The 15,906-nt window shown below is 71.9% G+C and carries 17 protein-coding genes and 2 tRNA genes; 8 read left to right on the top strand and 11 right to left on the bottom strand.

The window, feature by feature from the left end:
• Positions 1–39: 39 nt before the first annotated feature.
• From ABZ117_RS12465 to ABZ117_RS12440, 6 genes are all read right to left on the bottom strand, one after another.
• Complete coding sequence (locus ABZ117_RS12465; protein ID WP_356819954.1) at positions 40–726, bottom strand: transglutaminase-like domain-containing protein; 687 nt, start codon at positions 724–726, stop codon at positions 40–42.
• Between the two features lie 25 nt (positions 727–751).
• Positions 752–1,897: an acyl-CoA dehydrogenase family protein gene (locus ABZ117_RS12460; protein ID WP_356819952.1), complete on the bottom strand. Its 1,146-nt coding sequence runs from the start codon at positions 1,895–1,897 to the stop codon at positions 752–754.
• 82 nt (positions 1,898–1,979) lie between these two features.
• A complete protein-coding gene (locus tag ABZ117_RS12455; RefSeq protein ID WP_356819950.1) occupies positions 1,980–2,354 on the bottom strand; it encodes an ectoine synthase in 375 nt (124 codons plus the stop codon).
• 152 nt (positions 2,355–2,506) lie between these two features.
• Positions 2,507–2,764 (bottom strand): acyl carrier protein, encoded by a 258-nt coding sequence (locus tag ABZ117_RS12450; protein ID WP_356819948.1) that lies wholly within the window; start codon positions 2,762–2,764, stop codon positions 2,507–2,509.
• Positions 2,761–4,215 (bottom strand): AMP-binding protein, encoded by a 1,455-nt coding sequence (locus tag ABZ117_RS12445; RefSeq protein WP_356819947.1) that lies wholly within the window; start codon positions 4,213–4,215, stop codon positions 2,761–2,763. The genes ABZ117_RS12450 and ABZ117_RS12445 overlap by 4 nt, the downstream gene beginning before the upstream one ends.
• 474 nt (positions 4,216–4,689) lie before the next feature.
• Entirely contained in the window at positions 4,690–5,136 is a 447-nt protein-coding gene (locus ABZ117_RS12440; protein ID WP_356819946.1) for a MarR family transcriptional regulator, read from the bottom strand.
• 134 nt (positions 5,137–5,270) lie between these two features.
• Here ABZ117_RS12440 and ABZ117_RS12435 point away from each other — a divergent pair, with 134 nt between their 5' ends.
• From ABZ117_RS12435 to ABZ117_RS12415, 5 genes are all read left to right on the top strand, one after another.
• A complete protein-coding gene (locus ABZ117_RS12435; RefSeq protein WP_356819944.1) occupies positions 5,271–5,555 on the top strand; it encodes a hypothetical protein in 285 nt (94 codons plus the stop codon).
• A gap of 13 nt (positions 5,556–5,568) precedes the next feature.
• On the top strand, positions 5,569–6,057 hold the full coding sequence (locus tag ABZ117_RS12430) for a nucleoside deaminase (RefSeq protein ID WP_356819942.1): 489 nt from the start codon (positions 5,569–5,571) through the stop codon (positions 6,055–6,057).
• The gene (locus ABZ117_RS12425; RefSeq protein WP_356819940.1) at positions 6,054–6,716 is read left to right on the top strand and encodes a DsbA family oxidoreductase; all 663 of its coding nucleotides are present in this window, start codon (positions 6,054–6,056) and stop codon (positions 6,714–6,716) included. The genes ABZ117_RS12430 and ABZ117_RS12425 overlap by 4 nt, the downstream gene beginning before the upstream one ends.
• Positions 6,717–6,877: 161 nt before the next feature.
• On the top strand, positions 6,878–7,198 hold the full coding sequence (locus ABZ117_RS12420; RefSeq protein WP_121790555.1) for an SMR family transporter: 321 nt from the start codon (positions 6,878–6,880) through the stop codon (positions 7,196–7,198).
• Positions 7,199–7,247: 49 nt separating this feature from the next.
• Entirely contained in the window at positions 7,248–7,673 is a 426-nt protein-coding gene (locus ABZ117_RS12415) for a multidrug efflux SMR transporter (RefSeq protein ID WP_356819938.1), read from the top strand.
• 969 nt (positions 7,674–8,642) lie between these two features.
• On the opposite strand, the gene ABZ117_RS12410 is transcribed toward ABZ117_RS12415, so the two are convergent.
• Positions 8,643–9,248, bottom strand: coding sequence for a helix-turn-helix domain-containing protein (locus ABZ117_RS12410; RefSeq protein WP_356819936.1), 606 nt, complete (start codon positions 9,246–9,248; stop codon positions 8,643–8,645).
• A 228-nt stretch (positions 9,249–9,476) separates the two neighbouring features.
• Between ABZ117_RS12410 and hisN the strand changes: the two genes are divergently transcribed.
• Together hisN and ABZ117_RS12400 are read left to right on the top strand one after the other, a co-directional pair.
• Positions 9,477–10,277 (top strand): histidinol-phosphatase, encoded by an 801-nt coding sequence (gene hisN / locus ABZ117_RS12405; protein WP_356819934.1) that lies wholly within the window; start codon positions 9,477–9,479, stop codon positions 10,275–10,277.
• 174 nt (positions 10,278–10,451) lie between these two features.
• A complete protein-coding gene (locus tag ABZ117_RS12400) occupies positions 10,452–10,847 on the top strand; it encodes a CBS domain-containing protein (protein WP_356819932.1) in 396 nt (131 codons plus the stop codon).
• A gap of 67 nt (positions 10,848–10,914) precedes the next feature.
• On the opposite strand, the gene ABZ117_RS12395 is transcribed toward ABZ117_RS12400, so the two are convergent.
• Positions 10,915–12,369 (bottom strand): catalase, encoded by a 1,455-nt coding sequence (locus tag ABZ117_RS12395; RefSeq protein ID WP_356819930.1) that lies wholly within the window; start codon positions 12,367–12,369, stop codon positions 10,915–10,917.
• A 145-nt stretch (positions 12,370–12,514) separates the two neighbouring features.
• Between ABZ117_RS12395 and ABZ117_RS12390 the strand changes: the two genes are divergently transcribed.
• Positions 12,515–12,931 carry a Fur family transcriptional regulator gene (locus ABZ117_RS12390; RefSeq protein ID WP_356819928.1) on the top strand — a complete coding sequence of 139 codons (417 nt, stop codon included), beginning with the start codon at positions 12,515–12,517 and terminating at the stop codon, positions 12,929–12,931.
• A gap of 132 nt (positions 12,932–13,063) precedes the next feature.
• On the opposite strand, the gene ABZ117_RS12385 is transcribed toward ABZ117_RS12390, so the two are convergent.
• The 3 genes from ABZ117_RS12385 to ABZ117_RS12375 form a co-directional block, all read right to left on the bottom strand.
• Positions 13,064–13,137: transfer RNA gene (locus ABZ117_RS12385), tRNA-Met, on the bottom strand.
• Between the two features lie 661 nt (positions 13,138–13,798).
• On the bottom strand, positions 13,799–15,610 hold the full coding sequence (locus ABZ117_RS12380; RefSeq protein ID WP_356819926.1) for a tetratricopeptide repeat protein: 1,812 nt from the start codon (positions 15,608–15,610) through the stop codon (positions 13,799–13,801).
• A 206-nt stretch (positions 15,611–15,816) separates the two neighbouring features.
• Positions 15,817–15,890 (bottom strand) — tRNA-Met (locus ABZ117_RS12375).
• Positions 15,891–15,906: the final 16 nt, after the last annotated feature.

Genomic DNA, 15,906 nt, shown 5'->3' with positions numbered 1-15,906 from the left:
TCTCCTTCGTCTGGGTCGGGTGGGCGGTGACCGCCGGGGTCAGGCGGTGGCTTCGGCGGCCAGGGAGCCGCCGCGGACGGTGCCGGTGCCCTGTGCGTCGAGGAAGGCGGGGTGCTTGCGGCGCATGTTCGTCATGACGAACTCGTAGGGGACGTCGTCGAAGCCGCCGTGGTCGGTCAGGAACTCCATGTTCTGGCGGCCCTCGTCGTCGAAGGGGTGGTGCAGGCTGTCGGCGGTGCCGTCGAACTCCAGCGGCTTCATCCCGTACAGCCGGCACAGGATCTTGTTGAAGACGGGGGTGGCCTTGACCCAGGTGCCGTCGAGGTAGACGGAGTTGAGTCCGTGGAAGAAGACGTCGCCGCCGATGTGGGCGCGCAGCCGGTCGGAGGCGAGGTGGTTGCGCACGTCGCCGTAGTGGACGCGGGCGGGGATGCCCACGCCGCGGCAGACCGCCGCGTACAGGGCGGACTTGTGCAGGCAGAAACCCTTGCGGGTGCGGGCGGTGTGGCTGGCCTTGAGTCCCTGGGGGGACAGGTCGGCGCCGTACACCTCGTAGAAGACCTCGTCGCGGACGGCGTAGTACAGCTCGACGGCCAGCCGGCGCTTGTCGGCCGCGCGGTCGGTGACGGCCTCGTCGATGAAGCTCTGGACGGCGTCGCTGTCGTGGTCGAGGAAGTCGGTGGGCGCGGTGAGCCGCCGCAGGTCCTCGGGGCTGAGTGTGTTCATGGTGACTCTTTCGTCGGTGTTCGGCTCACAGGCCCAGGAGGGAGGCGATGCGGTTGCGCTGGATCTCGCTGGTGCCGGAGTAGATGGTTCCGGCGACGGCGTTGCGGACGTCCCGCTCCAGGCCGGTCGCGGTGAGGTAGCCCTGGCCGCCGAAGATCTGGACGGCGTCGAGCGCGGTCTGCTTGTTGGCCTCGCTGACCACGGTCTTGGTCGCGGCGATGTCGATCGCGGCGTCCTGGCCGGCCTCCACCTTCGCGCCGGTGTCGGTCAGCCACTTGCGGGCGCTCTCCACGGCGATCTTCATGTCCGCGACCTTGTGGGAGACGCCCTGGAAGGAGCCGATGGGTGCGCCGAACTGGCGGCGGGACTTGGCGTAGGCGAGGACGCGTTCGAAGCGGTGCTCCATCTCGCCGAGCGTGAGGGAGAAGGAGAAGAGGATCTCCCGTTTCATCACGTGGTCGAGGATCAGGAAGCCGGCGCCCTCCTGGCCGATACGGCGGGAGGCGGGCACGCGCAGCCCGTCGAAGGTGACCGCGCTGAGCGGGGACGTGCGCAGTCCCATCTTGGACAGCGGTTCGCCGACGGTCAGACCGGGGGTGTCGCGTTCGACCAGGAAGACGCTCAGGGCGAACGGACCGGGCTTGCCGGTGCGGACGTAGAGCAGGAAGAGGTCGGCGATGGGCGCGTTGGTGATGAACATCTTGCCGCCGTCGATGACGTAGTCGTCGCCGTCGCGGGTGGCGGTGGTGGAGATGTTCAGGGCGTCGGAGCCGTTGTCGGGCTCGGTGATGGCGTGCGCGGTGATCAGCTCGCCGTTGATGATGGGAGGAAGGAAGCGGGACTTCAGTTCCTCGGAGCCGAACGCCTGGAGCGGGACGCCGACGCTGACGATCTGGGTGGAGGCGGAGAAGCCGAGGCCGGCGTCACGGCAGGTGTGTCCGAGGCCCTGGAGGGCGCGCATCGTGTCGGTCAGGGTGCCGCCGTGGCCGCCGTACCGCGTCTCGAAGGGCACGGCGAGCAGGCCCGAGCGCTGGATCGTCTTCCACTTCTCCCAGGGGAACTCCGCGCGGGCGTCCCACTCTTCGACGTCCAGGTTGAGTTCCTCGGCCCAGGCGGCGGTGAGGGTGTAGGGGTCCGGTGCGGTGCCGGTGGTCCGCGGTGCGGGGGTCATGTGTGTGCTGCCTTCCGGTACGTCGCTGGTCGGGGCCGGGGCCCGTGCCGCGGAGGGCGGGACGGGCCCCGGTGCGCGTAACTCAGTACTGGGAGAAGCCGTCGGAGGACAGCGTGTGCTTCTCGTCGCCGCGCAGGGCCGGGCTGAAGACGGAGATCAGTCTCAGATCCTCGTAGTCGGAGGCTATGAGGTAGTGCGCGTCGTTCTTGTCGAGGGCGTAGATGGTGCCCTCGGTGATCTTGTAGCGCTCGCCGGAGGCGGTGACGACCTCGCCGGAGCCGCCGGTGCAGAAGCAGGCCTCGAGGTGGCGGCGGTACTGGAGGGCGCTGGAGGTGCCCTTGCGGACCAGCGTCTCGCAGACGGTGAAGCCCATGCCGTCGGCCTCGGTGAGCAGGCGGTAGCTGGTGCCGTTGCCCCACTGGACGGGGGCGACGTCGCCGGTGCTGCGAACGATCATGACTATCTCCTTGTGTGATAGGGTCCTTCGGGAGAACTGTGAGCAACGTCCGGATATCAGCGTCCAGTTCGCTGCGGAGCACGAGCCCGTGTCGTTTCCGGGCCGCGGTCTCCCGCCGGTTATCCGGACTCCGCTGTTCTTCGCGCGGTGCCTCAGACGGCCGTCTTCGTCGCGTCCTCGACGAACGCCGAGATGGCGCCGATGCTGCGGAAGTTGTCCGGGTTCAGCGGGATGTCGTCGATCGGTATGGCGTAGGCCCGCGACAGGTGCGAGACGACGCGGACCACGCCCAGGCTGTCGACGACGCCGTTGTCGATGAGGTCGTAGTCAGGGGTCAGGTCGGCGCTGTCCTCGCCGTCGAGGAACTCGGTGACGACGTAGCCGCGGATCTCTTCCACCAGGGAGGTCATGCGGGTATTCCCTTCTGTCGTGCTGCCTTGATGAGGTTGCGGTCGGGCTTTCCGGTGGACGTGCGCGGCAGCGGGGTGTCGCCCACGTGCACGGAGGAGGGGATGGCGTGGCGGGGCAGGCGCGCGGCGCTGTGCGAGCGCAGCCGCAGGGAGGTCAGCGAGGTGCCGGGCCGGCGGGTCACCTGGGCGTGCAGCCGGTAGCCGGCCTCGGTGTCGGGGATCGCCACGACGGCGGCCTCGGCGACCTCGGGGTGGGCCGCCAGGACGTTCTCGACCTCCTGCACGTTGGTGCGCACGCCGCGGACCTTGACCTGGAAGTCGGTGCGGCCCTGGAGCCAGTACAGGCCGTCGGGGTCGCGGGTGACGAGGTCGCCGGTGCGGTAGAAGACCTCGCCGCCGCCGTCGGGAGCGGGCACGAACACCCCATCGTTGCGCGAGCGTTGCAGGTATCCGCGCGTCTGGAACGGTGTCGTCACGAGAAGTTCACCGCTGCCGGGACCGGTGAGGATCTCCCCGTCGGTGTCCAGCAGCAGGGCCCGCACCCCGGGCAGCGGCCGGCCGATGGGGGTCTGCTCGCCGGCGCGGGCCGGGTCGGCGTCGTGGACGAAGCTGTCGTTGGTCTCGGTGCAGCCGAAGACGTTGTGGAAGCCGGCGGCGGGGAAGGCCGTGCCGAGCTGGTGCAGCAGCGTCCGGGGCATCGCGTCCCCGGTGAAGATCACCGTGCGGACGTGCGGGTGGACGGCGCCGTCCTGGGTGAGCAGCCGGTGCAGCATGGGGACGCCCTGGACGAAGGTCACCTCGTGGCGGGCGAGCAGGTCCTGTAGGTGACGGGCGTCGGTGCTCAGTTCCGTCTCGACGAGGACGGTGCGGGCCCCCAGGTGCAGGGCGGTCCACACGTCGAGCAGGGAGAGGTCGAAGTTCAGCGGCGCGTAGCTGAGCAGGGTGTCCCGCTCGGTGAGGCGGAACCGGTCGGCCGCCCAGCGGGCGAAGCGGGTGAAGCCCTCGGCCGGGATGGGCACGATCTTCGGAGTGCCGGTGGAGCCGGAGGTGGTGAGCAGCAGGGGCGCGGTCGCGGGGTCCGCGGCGTCGAAGCCCTCGGCGGCCCGCGGGTCGGCGGCGACGGGGGCGATGTCGAGCACCGCCCGGTCGTCGACGGTGAGCACGGCCGAGCAGCGGGCTTGCGCGGCGATGGTCGCCCGGGCTTCGGCGCCCAGTCCGGGCGAGGGCGCCAGGACCGCGTAGCCGGCGCTGAAGGCGCCGATGAGCAGGGCGATCGTGGCGGGCGTCTTGTGGGCCGGTATGCACAGCGGCTGCCGGCGGTCGAGCCCGCCGGCCTCCAGGGCGCCGGAGAGTTCTTCGGCGAGGGCGGCCAGCCGGCGGTAGGTCACCCGCTGCTCGCCGTGGATCAGGGCCACCTGATCGGGTCGGAGCCGGACGTGCGCGGTCAGCACGTCGAGAAAGCTTGAAAGCGGCACAATTCCCCCTGTTCATGCACATGACAATGTGATCATGCTGGGGGAGGGTGATGGCGCATGAGTCGCGCCGACGAAACCGCGGAGCCCGGCATGTGTCTGCCCGGCCGGCCCCGCATCACTCCCCCGTGATCGAGCCGTGACCAACCGTACCGGCGGTGCATGCAGAGTCAAGCATATATCTAGGTCCGTACCCGTGATGCACATCACTCATCGGAAGCGGCCCGTCAGGTCGCCGCTTGCTTGATGAACTATGGGTTTCGAGTTCCTTTCAGGTCTTCCGCGCAAGCGTCGCGGAGCTTAAGGAAGGGCCCGCCGCACGGCGGCGGCCGTTCACTCTCGACCGCCCGGTCGGTGCCCGCGAACACGGAAGGAGCCGCCCCTCTCCGTAGGACGGCTCCCTCTGCCCGCCCCCCCCGGAGAGGGACGGCCGCACGTGCGGGCCGGCAGCGCTCAGAGACCGCTGCGCAGCGACTGGACCGTACCGGCCAGTTCGGGGTCGGCGCCGGCGGTGTTCAGCGCCGCACTGAGGACCTCGGCATAGGTGCCGCGCGCGTCGGCGTAACGCTGCCTGCCGTCGTCGGTGATGACGGCGTACACACCGCGTTTGTCGTCGGGACACAGGTCACGGAAGGCGAACCCGGCGGCGAAGAGCCGGCCCACCAGCCGGGTCACCGAGCTCTGCCCGAGCCCGACCTTCTCGGCGAGCTCCTGCATGCGCAGCTCGCTGTCCTTCGCCTGGACGAGACACTCCAGGGCGCGGTATTCGGAGAGTCCTATTCCGTGCTTGCGCTGCAGGGCCTGGGTCAGCTGGCGTTCCACATGCGCGTGCAGGGTGAGGACCCTGCCCCACATGGCCTGGTCGGACGAGGCGGCCGGCGTATAGGAGATCGTGGTCATGAGGCAGCTCCCTTTCAGGCGGCGCGTTGACAACAAGATACATGTTCATGCAAGCTTTCACCGCCCACCCGACTCTTGCATCGGATCTCCTGAAGTCCAAAAAGATGCACGTACAAACAAGTATTGGGGGCTTCATGCCCGATACCACCGCGCTTGCCGCCGCCGGCTCCCGTCCCGGGGGCCGCGCCCGGCCGCCGGGACCGCCGCCGCCCGGGGCCGCCCTGGAGCCCGCCGCCGGCGGGAACGCCGGTCCGCCGGCCCGCATGGCGGCCCCGCTCGCCGCGGCGGGCACGCCCGTGGCCGCCGCGACGAGCGGGGCCGCCGAGCGGAACATGCGGAAGGGGATCAGCGTTTTCCGGCCGATCTCCACCACCTCGGTCATCGGCGGCGCCGCGGGGCCCCGCCCGGCCACGGTCTGAGTCGGGAGCGACGATGTCCCATTACGAGATCTCACAGAGCGAGCTGACCGAGTACGCCCGCGAGGCGGTCCGCATCAGCCGCGAGCACGTCGCCAAGGGCGGCATCCCGTTCTCCGGCGTGGTGGTCAACGACGGCCGCGTCCTGGGCACCGGCTTCAACCGGGTGCGCGAGGACAACGACCCCACCGCGCACGCCGAGGTGGTGGCGCTGCGGGAGGCCGCCGCCAAGTACGGGCTGCACGCCACCGCCGGGGCCACGCTGTTCGCCTCCGGCGAGCCCTGCGCCCTGTGCTACATGGCCTCGCTGTACTTCAACGTCAGCCACATCGTCCACGTGGTGGACCGCAAGACGGCCGCGCGCTACGGCTTCGACTACTCGGGGTCGTACTCGATCTTCGCCCAGGACCCGGCCCAGTGGCCGGTCAAGGTCACCTCGCTGCCGGTCCCGGAGGGGACGGAGCCGTTCGAAGAATTCCTCGCCCTGAACCGGAGGCGGATGTGAACGACAACGAGACGCGAACCAGCACGGTCGCCATCAAGGTCTGGTCGGACTACGTCTGTCCGTTCTGCATGCTCGCCGAGGGCCCGCTGCACGAGGCCACCCGCGACCTGGACGTCGAGATCGAGTGGATGCCCTTCGAACTGCGGCCCCACCCCACCCCGACCCTGCGGCCGGAGGACGAGTACCTGCCGGCGATCTGGGCCCGCTCGGTCTACCCGATGGCCCGCCGGATGGGCGTGGACATCACCCTGCCCACCGTCTCGCCGCAGCCCTACACCCGGCTGGCGTTCGAGGGCTACCAGTACGCCGCCGAGCACGGCCGTGCCGCCGAGTACACCCCGCGCATGCTGCGCGCGTTCTTCCAGGAGAACCGGGACATCGGCCGGCTGGACGTCCTCACCGACATCGCCCGCGAACTGGGCCTGGACGGGGACGAATTCGCCCAGGCACTGACCGACGGCACCTACACCGCCGCCCACCAGGAGGCGCTGCGCACCGCCGCCGCCTACCGCGTCTCCGTCGCCCCCACCCTCGTCATCGGCGAACGCCACCGCATCGAGGGCGTCCCCTCCACGGCCCAGATCCGCAAGGCCGTGCTCGACATCCAGGCCGAACAGGCCGTCGCCCGCGGTGCCGCCTGCGGCATCGACGGATGCTGAGCACGCCGCCCCGCCCCGCCTCTCCGCCCACCGGCCGGCGTGTGCCCTGACACCCCGGCCCACCCGCTTCCCCGTGCCCGCGACCGCTCACCCGGTACGGCGCACCCCACGGCGCGCCGTCCCCGCCGCGCCGGTTTCGAACACGAACGAAGGGACCCGCCATGCAGTGGCTCTACCTGGCCATCGCCGACATCTTCGAGATCGCCGTCGCCATCGCGGCCGGCAAGGCCGAGGGCTTCAAGAACCGCAAGTGGACCATCGCGACCCTGGTCAGCGGTGCCATCGGAACGTACTTCCTCAGCAAGGCGCTGCTGACCTTCAACGTGGGTGTCGGCTACGCCATCTGGACCTCCGTCGCCGGTATCGGCATCACCCTGCTGGGCGCGCTGCTCTTCGGCCAGCGTCTGACCTGGCGCAAGGCGCTGGGCATCCTCGCGATCATCGTCGGCGTCGTCGGCCTCCAGCTCAGTGGCGCCGCCTGAGCCGCACGCCGCCGTCCGCCCCCTCCACTTCCCGAAAGGACCCACGCACATGTCCGACACCAGCCCCTCCTCCGCCAACTCCTGGCTGATGCTCCTCCTCGCCGGCGGGTTCGAGGTCGGCTACGCCCTCTCCGTGGGAGGCAGCCACGGCTTCACCCGCCTGACGTGGTCGCTGGTCGCCGTCGTGTTCTTCCTCCTGACGCTGTGGGCACTGAGCGCCGCGCTGCGCACCATCGACGTCGCTCTCGGCTACGCCGTCTGGGCCGGCATCGGCTCGGCGGGCGCGGCGCTGCTCGGCCCGGTCTTCTTCGACGAGACCCTCACCGCCACCCAGGCGATGTGGCTGGGCCTGATCATCGTCGGCGTGGTCTGGCTCAAGCTCGCCGACCGGCCGGAGGGCGGTGCCGAGCCCACCGCCGTGCCGCAGGGCGCCCAGGAGGTCCCGGCCGGCCCGCGCGAGACCCAGGGCGCCTGAACCCACCCCGCACCACCCGCGCCGGCGCCGCCGGCCCACGGCCCCGTGAACCCGGGCCGGGGGCCGGCGGCGTCGGCGTCGGCGTCGGCGTGGGGGCCGGGATCAGGTGCTCACGGGCGTGGGGGCCGGGCGGGGTCACGCGCGGGGTAGCGCAGGGGCCGGAGCGGGGTCGCGCAGGGACCGGAGCGGCGTCGCGCAGGGGCCGGCGGCCCAGGGTGCGGGTGGGGCAGCCAGAGTGCGGTCCGGCGTCGGCGGACCTACGAGGCCGCGCCGGGCACGGCGTGGGGGGCCGGCCGGGTGAACATCGCGACCCTTCCACCGGCAGGCGACCGGAGGTGCGGCTTCACGCCGGGGGCCCGTTCCGGCACGGGGCGGGGCGCCGAGCCGGGGAGCCACTCCGGCACGAGCCCCGGCACCACACCGGAAGCCCGTTCCGGCACCAGTTACGGCAACACGCCCGGGAAGCCCAGTCCGGTAAAGGCCCCGGCACGACACCCGCAACCCACTCCGGCACAGGACGGGGCATCGAGCTGGGGAGCAGCTCCGGCAGAAACCCCGGCATCACACCGAGAGTCCGCCCCCGCATCGGCTGCGGCAACACGCCCGGCAGAGTCCGACAAAGGCCCCGGCACCACACCCGCAACCCACTCCGGCACAGGACGCGGCATCGAGCTGAGGAGCAGCTCCGGCAGAAACCCCGGCACCACACCGAGAGCCCGCCCCCGCATCGGCTGCGGCAACACGCCCGGCAGGCCCAGTCCGGCACAGGCTCTGGCAGGCATCACACCCCGAAGCCCACCCCCAGCACCGGCCGGGGTATCACAGGCAGGAGCCAGTCCGGCACCGGCCGGGGCATCACAGCCAGGAGCCAGGTCCGGCACGGGCCGCGGCAACAGGCCCGGGAAGCCGCTCCGGCACGGGCCGCGGCAACGGGCCTGGGAAGCCGCTCCGGCACGGGCGCGACCGGTCTCACGCCAGATGCCGGGGCAGGACCGCCCGGACCAGCCCCGCGACACCGCCCTCCCCGGGCGGGGCCGCCACGCAGGACAGGGCCAGGCGCACCACCAGTTCACAGCAGCGGAGCAGTTCGGCGGTGTCGGCCGGGGAGGCGCCGGGACCGGCCAGCACGGTCACCGCGCGGTCCCGGACCATCCGCACGAAATCGGCGGGCGCCGGCAGCGGCCCGTCCGCCCGGCGCTGCGCCGGCACCGCGCTGGAGGAGGGGACGGGGACGAGCGGCGGGTCGGGCAGCCGCTCCGTCCAGCAGCCGGTGAGCACGGCCCGGACCAGGACGTTCTCCCGCGCCGCGACGGCCGTCCACTCGGCGGTGGCGGTGAGCCGGTCCCGCGGCTCGGCCGCACTGCCGAGCGCCCGCTCCACCCCGGCCAGATATCCGTCGGCCTCCCGCCGCACCAGCGCCCTGGCCAGCCCTTCCTTGCTGCCGAACTCGTTGTACAGGGTCTGCCGGGACACTCCGGCCGCCACGGCGACGTCGACCATCCGCACCGCGGACCACGGCCGGCGCGTGAGCGCCGTGTAAGCGGCGTCCAGCAGGGAATCCCGGGCAGCAGGCATCCTCGCCTCCCTGGGGCACAGCGACTCTGCCCAGATTTGACGCACCCGTACGCACTGTCAAGGGTTCACGACGACGGGGGGCGGGCTTCGGCCGTCGGGGCGCGCGGGCGGACGGCCAGCCGGCCGCCGGCGCGGGCGGGGCGCGCAGCCGGCTGTCACCCGTGCGCCGCACCCGGTCACCCGAGTCCTGGTAGCCCCTGTGCCCACCTGGCGGATACCGTTCCTCACATGCCGGACTACCTCGACGACCTCGGACTCGCCCACGTCCTCGCGGACGCGGCCGACGCCGCCACCACGTCCCGTTTCAAGGCTCTCGACCTCAAGGTGGAGACGAAGCCGGACATGACCCCGGTGAGCGAAGCCGACAAGGAGGCGGAGGAAGTGATCCGCAGCCGGCTCCAGCGCGCCCGCCCGAGAGACTCCGTTCTCGGCGAGGAGTACGGCGTCGAGGGCACCGGCCCCCGCCGCTGGGTGGTGGACCCGATCGACGGGACCAAGAACTACATCCGGGGCGTCCCGGTGTGGGCGACGCTCATCGCCCTGATGGAAGCGGGCGAGGACGGCTACGAGCCGGTCGTCGGCCTCGTCTCCGCCCCCGCCCTCGGCCGCCGCTGGTGGGCCGCGAAGGACCACGGCGCCTTCACCGGCCGCAGCCTCACCTCCGCGTCCCGTATCCACGTCTCCCGCGTCGGCGGGCTCGCGGACGCCTCGTTCGCCTACTCCTCGCTCACCGGCTGGGAGGAGCGGGGCCGCCTGGACGGCTTCCTGGACCTCAGCCGCCAGGTGTGGCGCACACGCGCGTACGGCGACTTCTGGCCGTACATGATGGTCGCCGAGGGCTCCGTCGACATCTGTGCCGAGCCGGAGCTGTCCCTGTGGGACATGGCCGCCACCGCGATCATCGTGACGGAGGCGGGCGGCACCTTCACCGGCCTCGACGGCCGTCCGGGCCCGCACAGCGGCAACGCGGCGGCGTCCAACGGACTGCTCCACGACGAGCTGCTGGGGTATCTCGCCGAGCGCGGCTGACACACGGGAAAAGCGCGCGCACGCCGTCGACAGGCGTCGCGCGCCCCCTTGTTGACCCTCCCTTTGCCTGGCACTCTGGGTCCACCCTCGCTTGTGAACTTGTGCAGCGACGCACGGGCGCCTCCGGCGCCGGGAGTGCACACAGGCAGGACATCCTCAGGAGGTGGCCCCTTCATGCTCGTCCGTGACGCCATGAGCACGGTGGTACTCACCCTCGGCCCCGCCCACACCCTCCGCCAGGCAGCAGCCCTGATGTCGGCGCGCCGCATAGGCGCGGCCGTGGTCCTCGACCCGGACGCCGGCGGCGTCGGCATCCTCACCGAACGCGACATCCTCAACTCCGTCGGCCTCGGCCAGGACCCGGACACCGAACGCATCCACGCCCACACCACCACCGACGTCGTCTTCGCCGCTCCGACCTGGACCCTGGAGGAGGCGGCCCGCGCCATGGCCCACGGCGGCTTCCGGCACCTGGTCGTCCTGGACCGCGGCGAGGTCGCCGGGATCGTCTCGGTCCGCGACATCATCCGCAGCTGGGCGCCGGCCCGCGAGCCCGCACCCGCCCTCTGAGCACGCGAAGCGGGCCGGACCCCGAGCACCGTGGGGTCCGGCCCGCCCGGCCGCGAAGGCGGCCGGCTCAGCCGCGCAGCGCCTGCACCGCGGCCTCCAGCCGCTTGCCGAAGTCGGCGTCGGCGTTGCGGAAGTTGCCGATCGCGCGGTCGGCGATGTCCTGGCGCGAGACCTGGGAGATCGCGCCGGCGAGGTTGGCGATCAGGCGCTCCTTCTCCTCCTCCGTCATCAGCCGGTAGAGGTTGCCGGCCTGCACGAAGTCGTTGTCCTCGGCGTGCACCGGCGTCGGGTGGTCACCGGTGCCGCCGGTGAAGCCGCCGTACGGCTGCCACAGCGCCCGGCCGGTCTGCTGCGGTCCACCGAAGCTGTTCGGCTCGTAGTTCTTCGCACCGCCGTGCCGGCCGTCGTACAGGTGGCCGTCGCGGGAGTTGGTGCGTGCCTCGGTGGCGTGCGGGCGGTTCACCGGCAGGTGGTCGGCGTTGATGCCGACGCGGTAGCGGTGGGCGTCGCCGTACGCGAACAGCCGGCCCTGGAGCATCTTGTCGGGCGAGGGGCCGATGCCCGGCACGAAGTGCGCCGGGGAGAAGACGGACTGCTCGACCTCGGCGAAGACGTTCCGCGGGTTGCGGTTCAGCTCCAGCTTGCCGATCTCGACGACCGGGTAGTCCGCGTGCGGCCACACCTTGGTCAGGTCGAACGGGTTGAAGCGGTAGGCCGCCGCGTCCGCCGCCGGCATGATCTGCACGCCCACGGTCCAGCTCGGGTACTCCCCGCGCTCGATCGCCTCACGCAGGTCGCGCTGATGGGAGTCGGGGTCCTTGCCGGCCAGGACGTCCGCCTCCTCGGCGGTCAGGCACTTGATGCCCTGGTCGGTCTTGAAGTGGTACTTGACCCAGAAGACCTCGCCGGCCTCGTTGTTCCACTGGAAGGTGTGCGAGCCGAAGCCGTCCATGTGACGGTACGACGCCGGGATGCCGCGGTCGCCGAACAGCCAGGTCACCTGGTGCGTGGACTCCGGCGAGAGGCTCCAGAAGTCCCAGACGTTGTCCGGTTCCGTGGAGCCGGTGTACGGGTCGCGCTTCTGGGTGTGGATGAAGTCGGGGAACTTGATCGCGTCCCTGATGAAGAACACCGGGGTGTTGTTGCCGACGAGGTCGTAGTTGCCCTCCTCGGTGTAGAACTTCAGCGAGAAGCCGCGCGGGTCGCGGACCGCGTCCGCCGCGCCGAGGTTGCCTGCCACGGTCGAGAAACGCAGGAAGACCTCGGTCTGCTTGCCGGCCTCGGAGAGGAATGCGGCGCGGGTGTACGGCGTGACGTCGGCGGTCACCGTGAAGGTGCCGTAGGCACCGGCACCGCGGGCGTGCACCACGCGCTCCGGGATGCGCTCCCGGTTGAAGTGCGCCAGCTTCTCCAGCAGCAGCTGGTCCTGGACGAGTACCGGCCCGCCGACGCCCGCCGTCTCGCTGTTCTGGTTGTCGGCGACCGGGGCACCGGCCTCCGTGGTGAGCGGTCCCTGCGTCACGTGCGCCTCCTGCGTCATCACTGACTCGTCCTGTCCTGTAGCCAAAGCCAAGCTCGATCCTACAATAGACTTTGTCTAAGTCAAACGTTGTTCCAAAGTCACACCTATTCCCGACCTGGTCCTGCTTCCTGTTAGGCTGGTAGCTATGAGCGACCTACTGGAACGGCTGCGTGGACGCGGATGGCGGATGACCGCGCAGCGGCGCGTGGTGGCCGAGGTCCTGAACGGCGAGCACGTCCACCTGACGGCCGACGAGGTCCATGCCCGGGCCGTCGCGAAGCTGCCCGAGATCTCCCGGGCGACCGTGTACAACACGCTGGGCGAGCTGGTCACCCTCGGTGAGGTGCTGGAAGTCACGACGGACAAGCGCGCCAAGCGGTACGACCCGAACGCGCACCAGCCGCACCATCACCTGGTCTGCGCCCGGTGCGGCTCGATCCGTGACGTGCATCCGACGGGCAACCCCCTCGCCGACCTCCCCGACTCCGAGCGCTTCGGCTTCACGGTGTCGGACGTAGAGGTGACGTACCGGGGCCTGTGCCCCAACTGCGTGATCGTCTGACGAGACGCCGGCCGAGAGCCCCGATGCCCTGACCCGGCACCGGGGCTCTTTTCCGTTGCCGGCTCTTTCGTTGGAGCCCGGGAAACACCGAGGGCCGGAACTCATCTCTGGATTCCGGCCCTCGGCCTTCAGTAGCGGGGACAGGATTTGAACCTGCGACCTCTGGGTTATGAGCCCAGCGAGCTACCGAGCTGCTCCACCCCGCGTCGGTAAACACGACACTACGCGACCCCACCCGCCCGATGCAAATCCCTTCCCACGCCCACCACACCCCGCTCACCAGCCACTCCCCCGGCAACGGCCCCGCCCATCCGCACGGCGCGGATCGCCTGCGGCGCCATGAGGTACGCCGATGCCGGTCCTCCGCCCCTGAGACGTGGCCCGCGCCTGCCGTACTCCGGCTCCCTCGGCCTCGCCCGTTGCGGCGTGACCGGTGCCGGCACGGCAGGCGACTCACGGCACAGCGGGCACCCGGTGTCGCGGCGCGCGATGCCGCAGGTGTTCGCGCCGCCGCGCCGGCACCCGCGAGCTGGGGATGCGATCGGCACCCGGTGGGAGACGGGCCGGGCGGCCCCACCCCGTAGGGGACCGGCCGGGCGGCGGCCCACGCCACCACCCCAGCACTCCCGCACCCGCCCGCGTGGGAGTGCGCGGCCGGCGCCCGTAGGGGACGGGCCGCCCGGCCCGCGCCACCACCCCGACGCCCGCCACCGGGCACCCGACAGGGGCGCACCAGGCACCCGACGTCCTTGCGCCCGACAACCGGGCACCCGGCACCGGCACCGGCACCGGCACCGGCACCCAGACTCCGCGCCCACCCCGCTGGTGGCCCCGTTCAGCGGCAGAAGGCACAGCCCGCGGTGTCGGTCAGGCGGAGAGTTCTTCCCGTAGCGCGTCCCGCAGTCGGCCCGCTCGTTCGGCGACCTCCGTCGGGCCCAGGGCCACGGCCCTGTCGGCCCACTTCTGGCCCTCCGCCAGCTCACCGCGACGCGCGTAGACAAGGGCCAGCCGAAGGGCCGCCCGTCCGTGCCCGGCGTTCGCGGCGCGGGCCCACCAGACCGCGGCCTCCGGCTCGCTGCCCTCCCGTGCCAGCAGCAGCCCCAGGTTGAACGCGCCGTTGCGCGACCCGGCCTCGGCCGCCGCCCGGTACCACCGCGCCGCCTCCACCACGTCGCCCCGCGCCGAGGCGAGCATGCCGACCCGCACCTGCGCCCGCCGGTGCCCCTGGGACGCGGCGCGCTCGTACCACTCCTCGCACTCGGTCTTCTCGTGCACGATCTCCCCCAGCTCGTGCGCGGGCTCCAGCGGCCGGCGCGCGTCGAGCAGAGCGGCCAGCCGGTACGCGCCCTCCGCGCTGCCGCCGCCCGCCGCGCAGCGCAGGTGCCGTTCGGCCTCCCGCTCGTCCCCCTCGCGCAGCCGGGCGATCCCGACCTGGAGCGCGGCCTCGGCGTGCCCGGCGGCTGCCGCCCGCTCGTACCAGCGCAGCGCCATCGCGTCCTCGTCGCGCCCGGCGTAGAGGATGCCGAGGTTGAACGCGGCGTCGACGCTGCCGGCCTCGGCGGCCTTGGAGAACCACGGCTCGGCACCGGTCGTGTCGCCGCCCCGCAGCAGCAGGATGGCGAGGGCGTTCGCGGCCTCCCGGTGCCCGGCGTAGGCGGCCCGCCGGTACCACTGCTCGGCCTGCGCGGTGCGCCCCTGCTCGGCGCAGAGCAGCCCCAGGTTGTACGCGCCGTTGTCGTCGCCGGCGTCCAGCGCGGCCCGGTACCAGCGCTCCGCGGTCTGGGTCTCGCCGCGCTCGGCGTGCAGCGCGCCGAGCGCGTTGGCGGCGTTGCCGTCGCCGTCCTGGGCGGCGCGCAGCCACCACACGGCCGCGCTCTCGGTGTCCCCCGCGTCGCGCAGCAGGAATCCGAGCGCGCAGGCGGCCTGCGGCTCGCCGTCCTTGGCGGAGGTCAGGTACCAGCGCCCGGCCTCCCTGAGTTCCCCGCGCTTCTCCAGGATGGCCCCGAGGTGCAGCGCGGCCCGCCGGTGGCCGCGCGCGGCGGCCTGCCGGTACCACTGCTCGGCCTCTGCGACAGCGTTGTCCGCGGGGGTCTCCTCACCGTGCCCGGCCGTGCGGTCCAGCGCGCGCGCCAGCCGGTAGGCGGCCTCCCGGTGCCCGCGTTCCGCGGCGGCGCGCATCCAGTGCTCGGCGCCGACGTCCCCGCGGTGCTCCAGCAGGTCGGCGAGCGCGTAGGCGCCGAGGACGTGGCCCTGCTCGGCGGACTGACGCAGCCAGTACTCGGCGGCCGGTTCGTCGCCGCGCTCGCGGTGGTGGCGGCCGAGGGCGTGCGCGGCGGCCGCGGAGCCGGCGACGGCGGCGATCCGCCACCAGCCGGCCGCCTCGTCGGCGTAACCGCGCTGGTGCAGCAGGACGCCCAGGTTGTTGGCGGCGGCACGGTCACCGGCCGCGGTGGCCGCACGCAGGTGGGGTTCGGCCGCGTCGAGGTCGCCGCGGCGCAGCAGCATGGCTCCGAGGACGCTCGACGCCTCGGCGTCGCCGCTCTGCGCGGCGAGCGCGAGGCGGGTCTCCTCGACGGCTTCCCCCATGTCGCCCAGCTCGTCGCGGACCGGTTCCGCACCGGAAGGCTGCACAAATCGCCCTGTCTCGAACAGAGTTCCCTTGTCCCCCATAACGTCCATCGTCGCACCACCCGCAACCTGGGTACACCCGGTATACCGCAACCCGTAAGGTCACTTCAGCGTTTTGTCGACATGCCCACAGGGAGACAAGTCAAACACATATCGCCCAACTCCCCACGGCGGCGCGGCGGTTTCTCTGCCCCCGTATCCGCGTTCGCACACCACGAAGGCCCGGATCCCTGATGGGATCCGGGCCTTCGATGCAGTAGCGGGGACAGGATTTGAACCTGCGACCTCTGGGTTATGAGCCCAGCGAGCTACCGAGCTGCTCCACCCCGCGCCGTTGCAGGTCAACC

Source organism: Streptomyces sp. NPDC006309 (genome assembly GCF_040613095.1).
Taxonomy (GTDB): Bacteria; Actinomycetota; Actinomycetes; order Streptomycetales; family Streptomycetaceae; genus Streptomyces.
The sequence above is the reverse complement of the archived record's forward strand: the minus strand, read 5'-3'. Positions and strand labels throughout refer to the sequence as shown.

Coding starts and splice junctions, on each gene's coding strand:
- ABZ117_RS12400 (WP_356819932.1), top strand. CDS start 10,452: ATGCTCGTCCGTGACGCCATGAGCACGGTGGTACTCACCCTCGGCCCC.
- ABZ117_RS12380 (WP_356819926.1), bottom strand. CDS start 15,610: ATGGACGTTATGGGGGACAAGGGAACTCTGTTCGAGACAGGGCGATTT.
- ABZ117_RS12390 (WP_356819928.1), top strand. CDS start 12,515: ATGAGCGACCTACTGGAACGGCTGCGTGGACGCGGATGGCGGATGACC.
- hisN (WP_356819934.1), top strand. CDS start 9,477: ATGCCGGACTACCTCGACGACCTCGGACTCGCCCACGTCCTCGCGGAC.
- ABZ117_RS12460 (WP_356819952.1), bottom strand. CDS start 1,897: ATGACCCCCGCACCGCGGACCACCGGCACCGCACCGGACCCCTACACC.
- ABZ117_RS12420 (WP_121790555.1), top strand. CDS start 6,878: ATGCAGTGGCTCTACCTGGCCATCGCCGACATCTTCGAGATCGCCGTC.
- ABZ117_RS12450 (WP_356819948.1), bottom strand. CDS start 2,764: ATGACCTCCCTGGTGGAAGAGATCCGCGGCTACGTCGTCACCGAGTTC.
- ABZ117_RS12465 (WP_356819954.1), bottom strand. CDS start 726: ATGAACACACTCAGCCCCGAGGACCTGCGGCGGCTCACCGCGCCCACC.
- ABZ117_RS12430 (WP_356819942.1), top strand. CDS start 5,569: ATGTCCCATTACGAGATCTCACAGAGCGAGCTGACCGAGTACGCCCGC.
- ABZ117_RS12415 (WP_356819938.1), top strand. CDS start 7,248: ATGTCCGACACCAGCCCCTCCTCCGCCAACTCCTGGCTGATGCTCCTC.
- ABZ117_RS12410 (WP_356819936.1), bottom strand. CDS start 9,248: ATGCCTGCTGCCCGGGATTCCCTGCTGGACGCCGCTTACACGGCGCTC.
- ABZ117_RS12440 (WP_356819946.1), bottom strand. CDS start 5,136: ATGACCACGATCTCCTATACGCCGGCCGCCTCGTCCGACCAGGCCATG.
- ABZ117_RS12455 (WP_356819950.1), bottom strand. CDS start 2,354: ATGATCGTTCGCAGCACCGGCGACGTCGCCCCCGTCCAGTGGGGCAAC.
- ABZ117_RS12435 (WP_356819944.1), top strand. CDS start 5,271: ATGCCCGATACCACCGCGCTTGCCGCCGCCGGCTCCCGTCCCGGGGGC.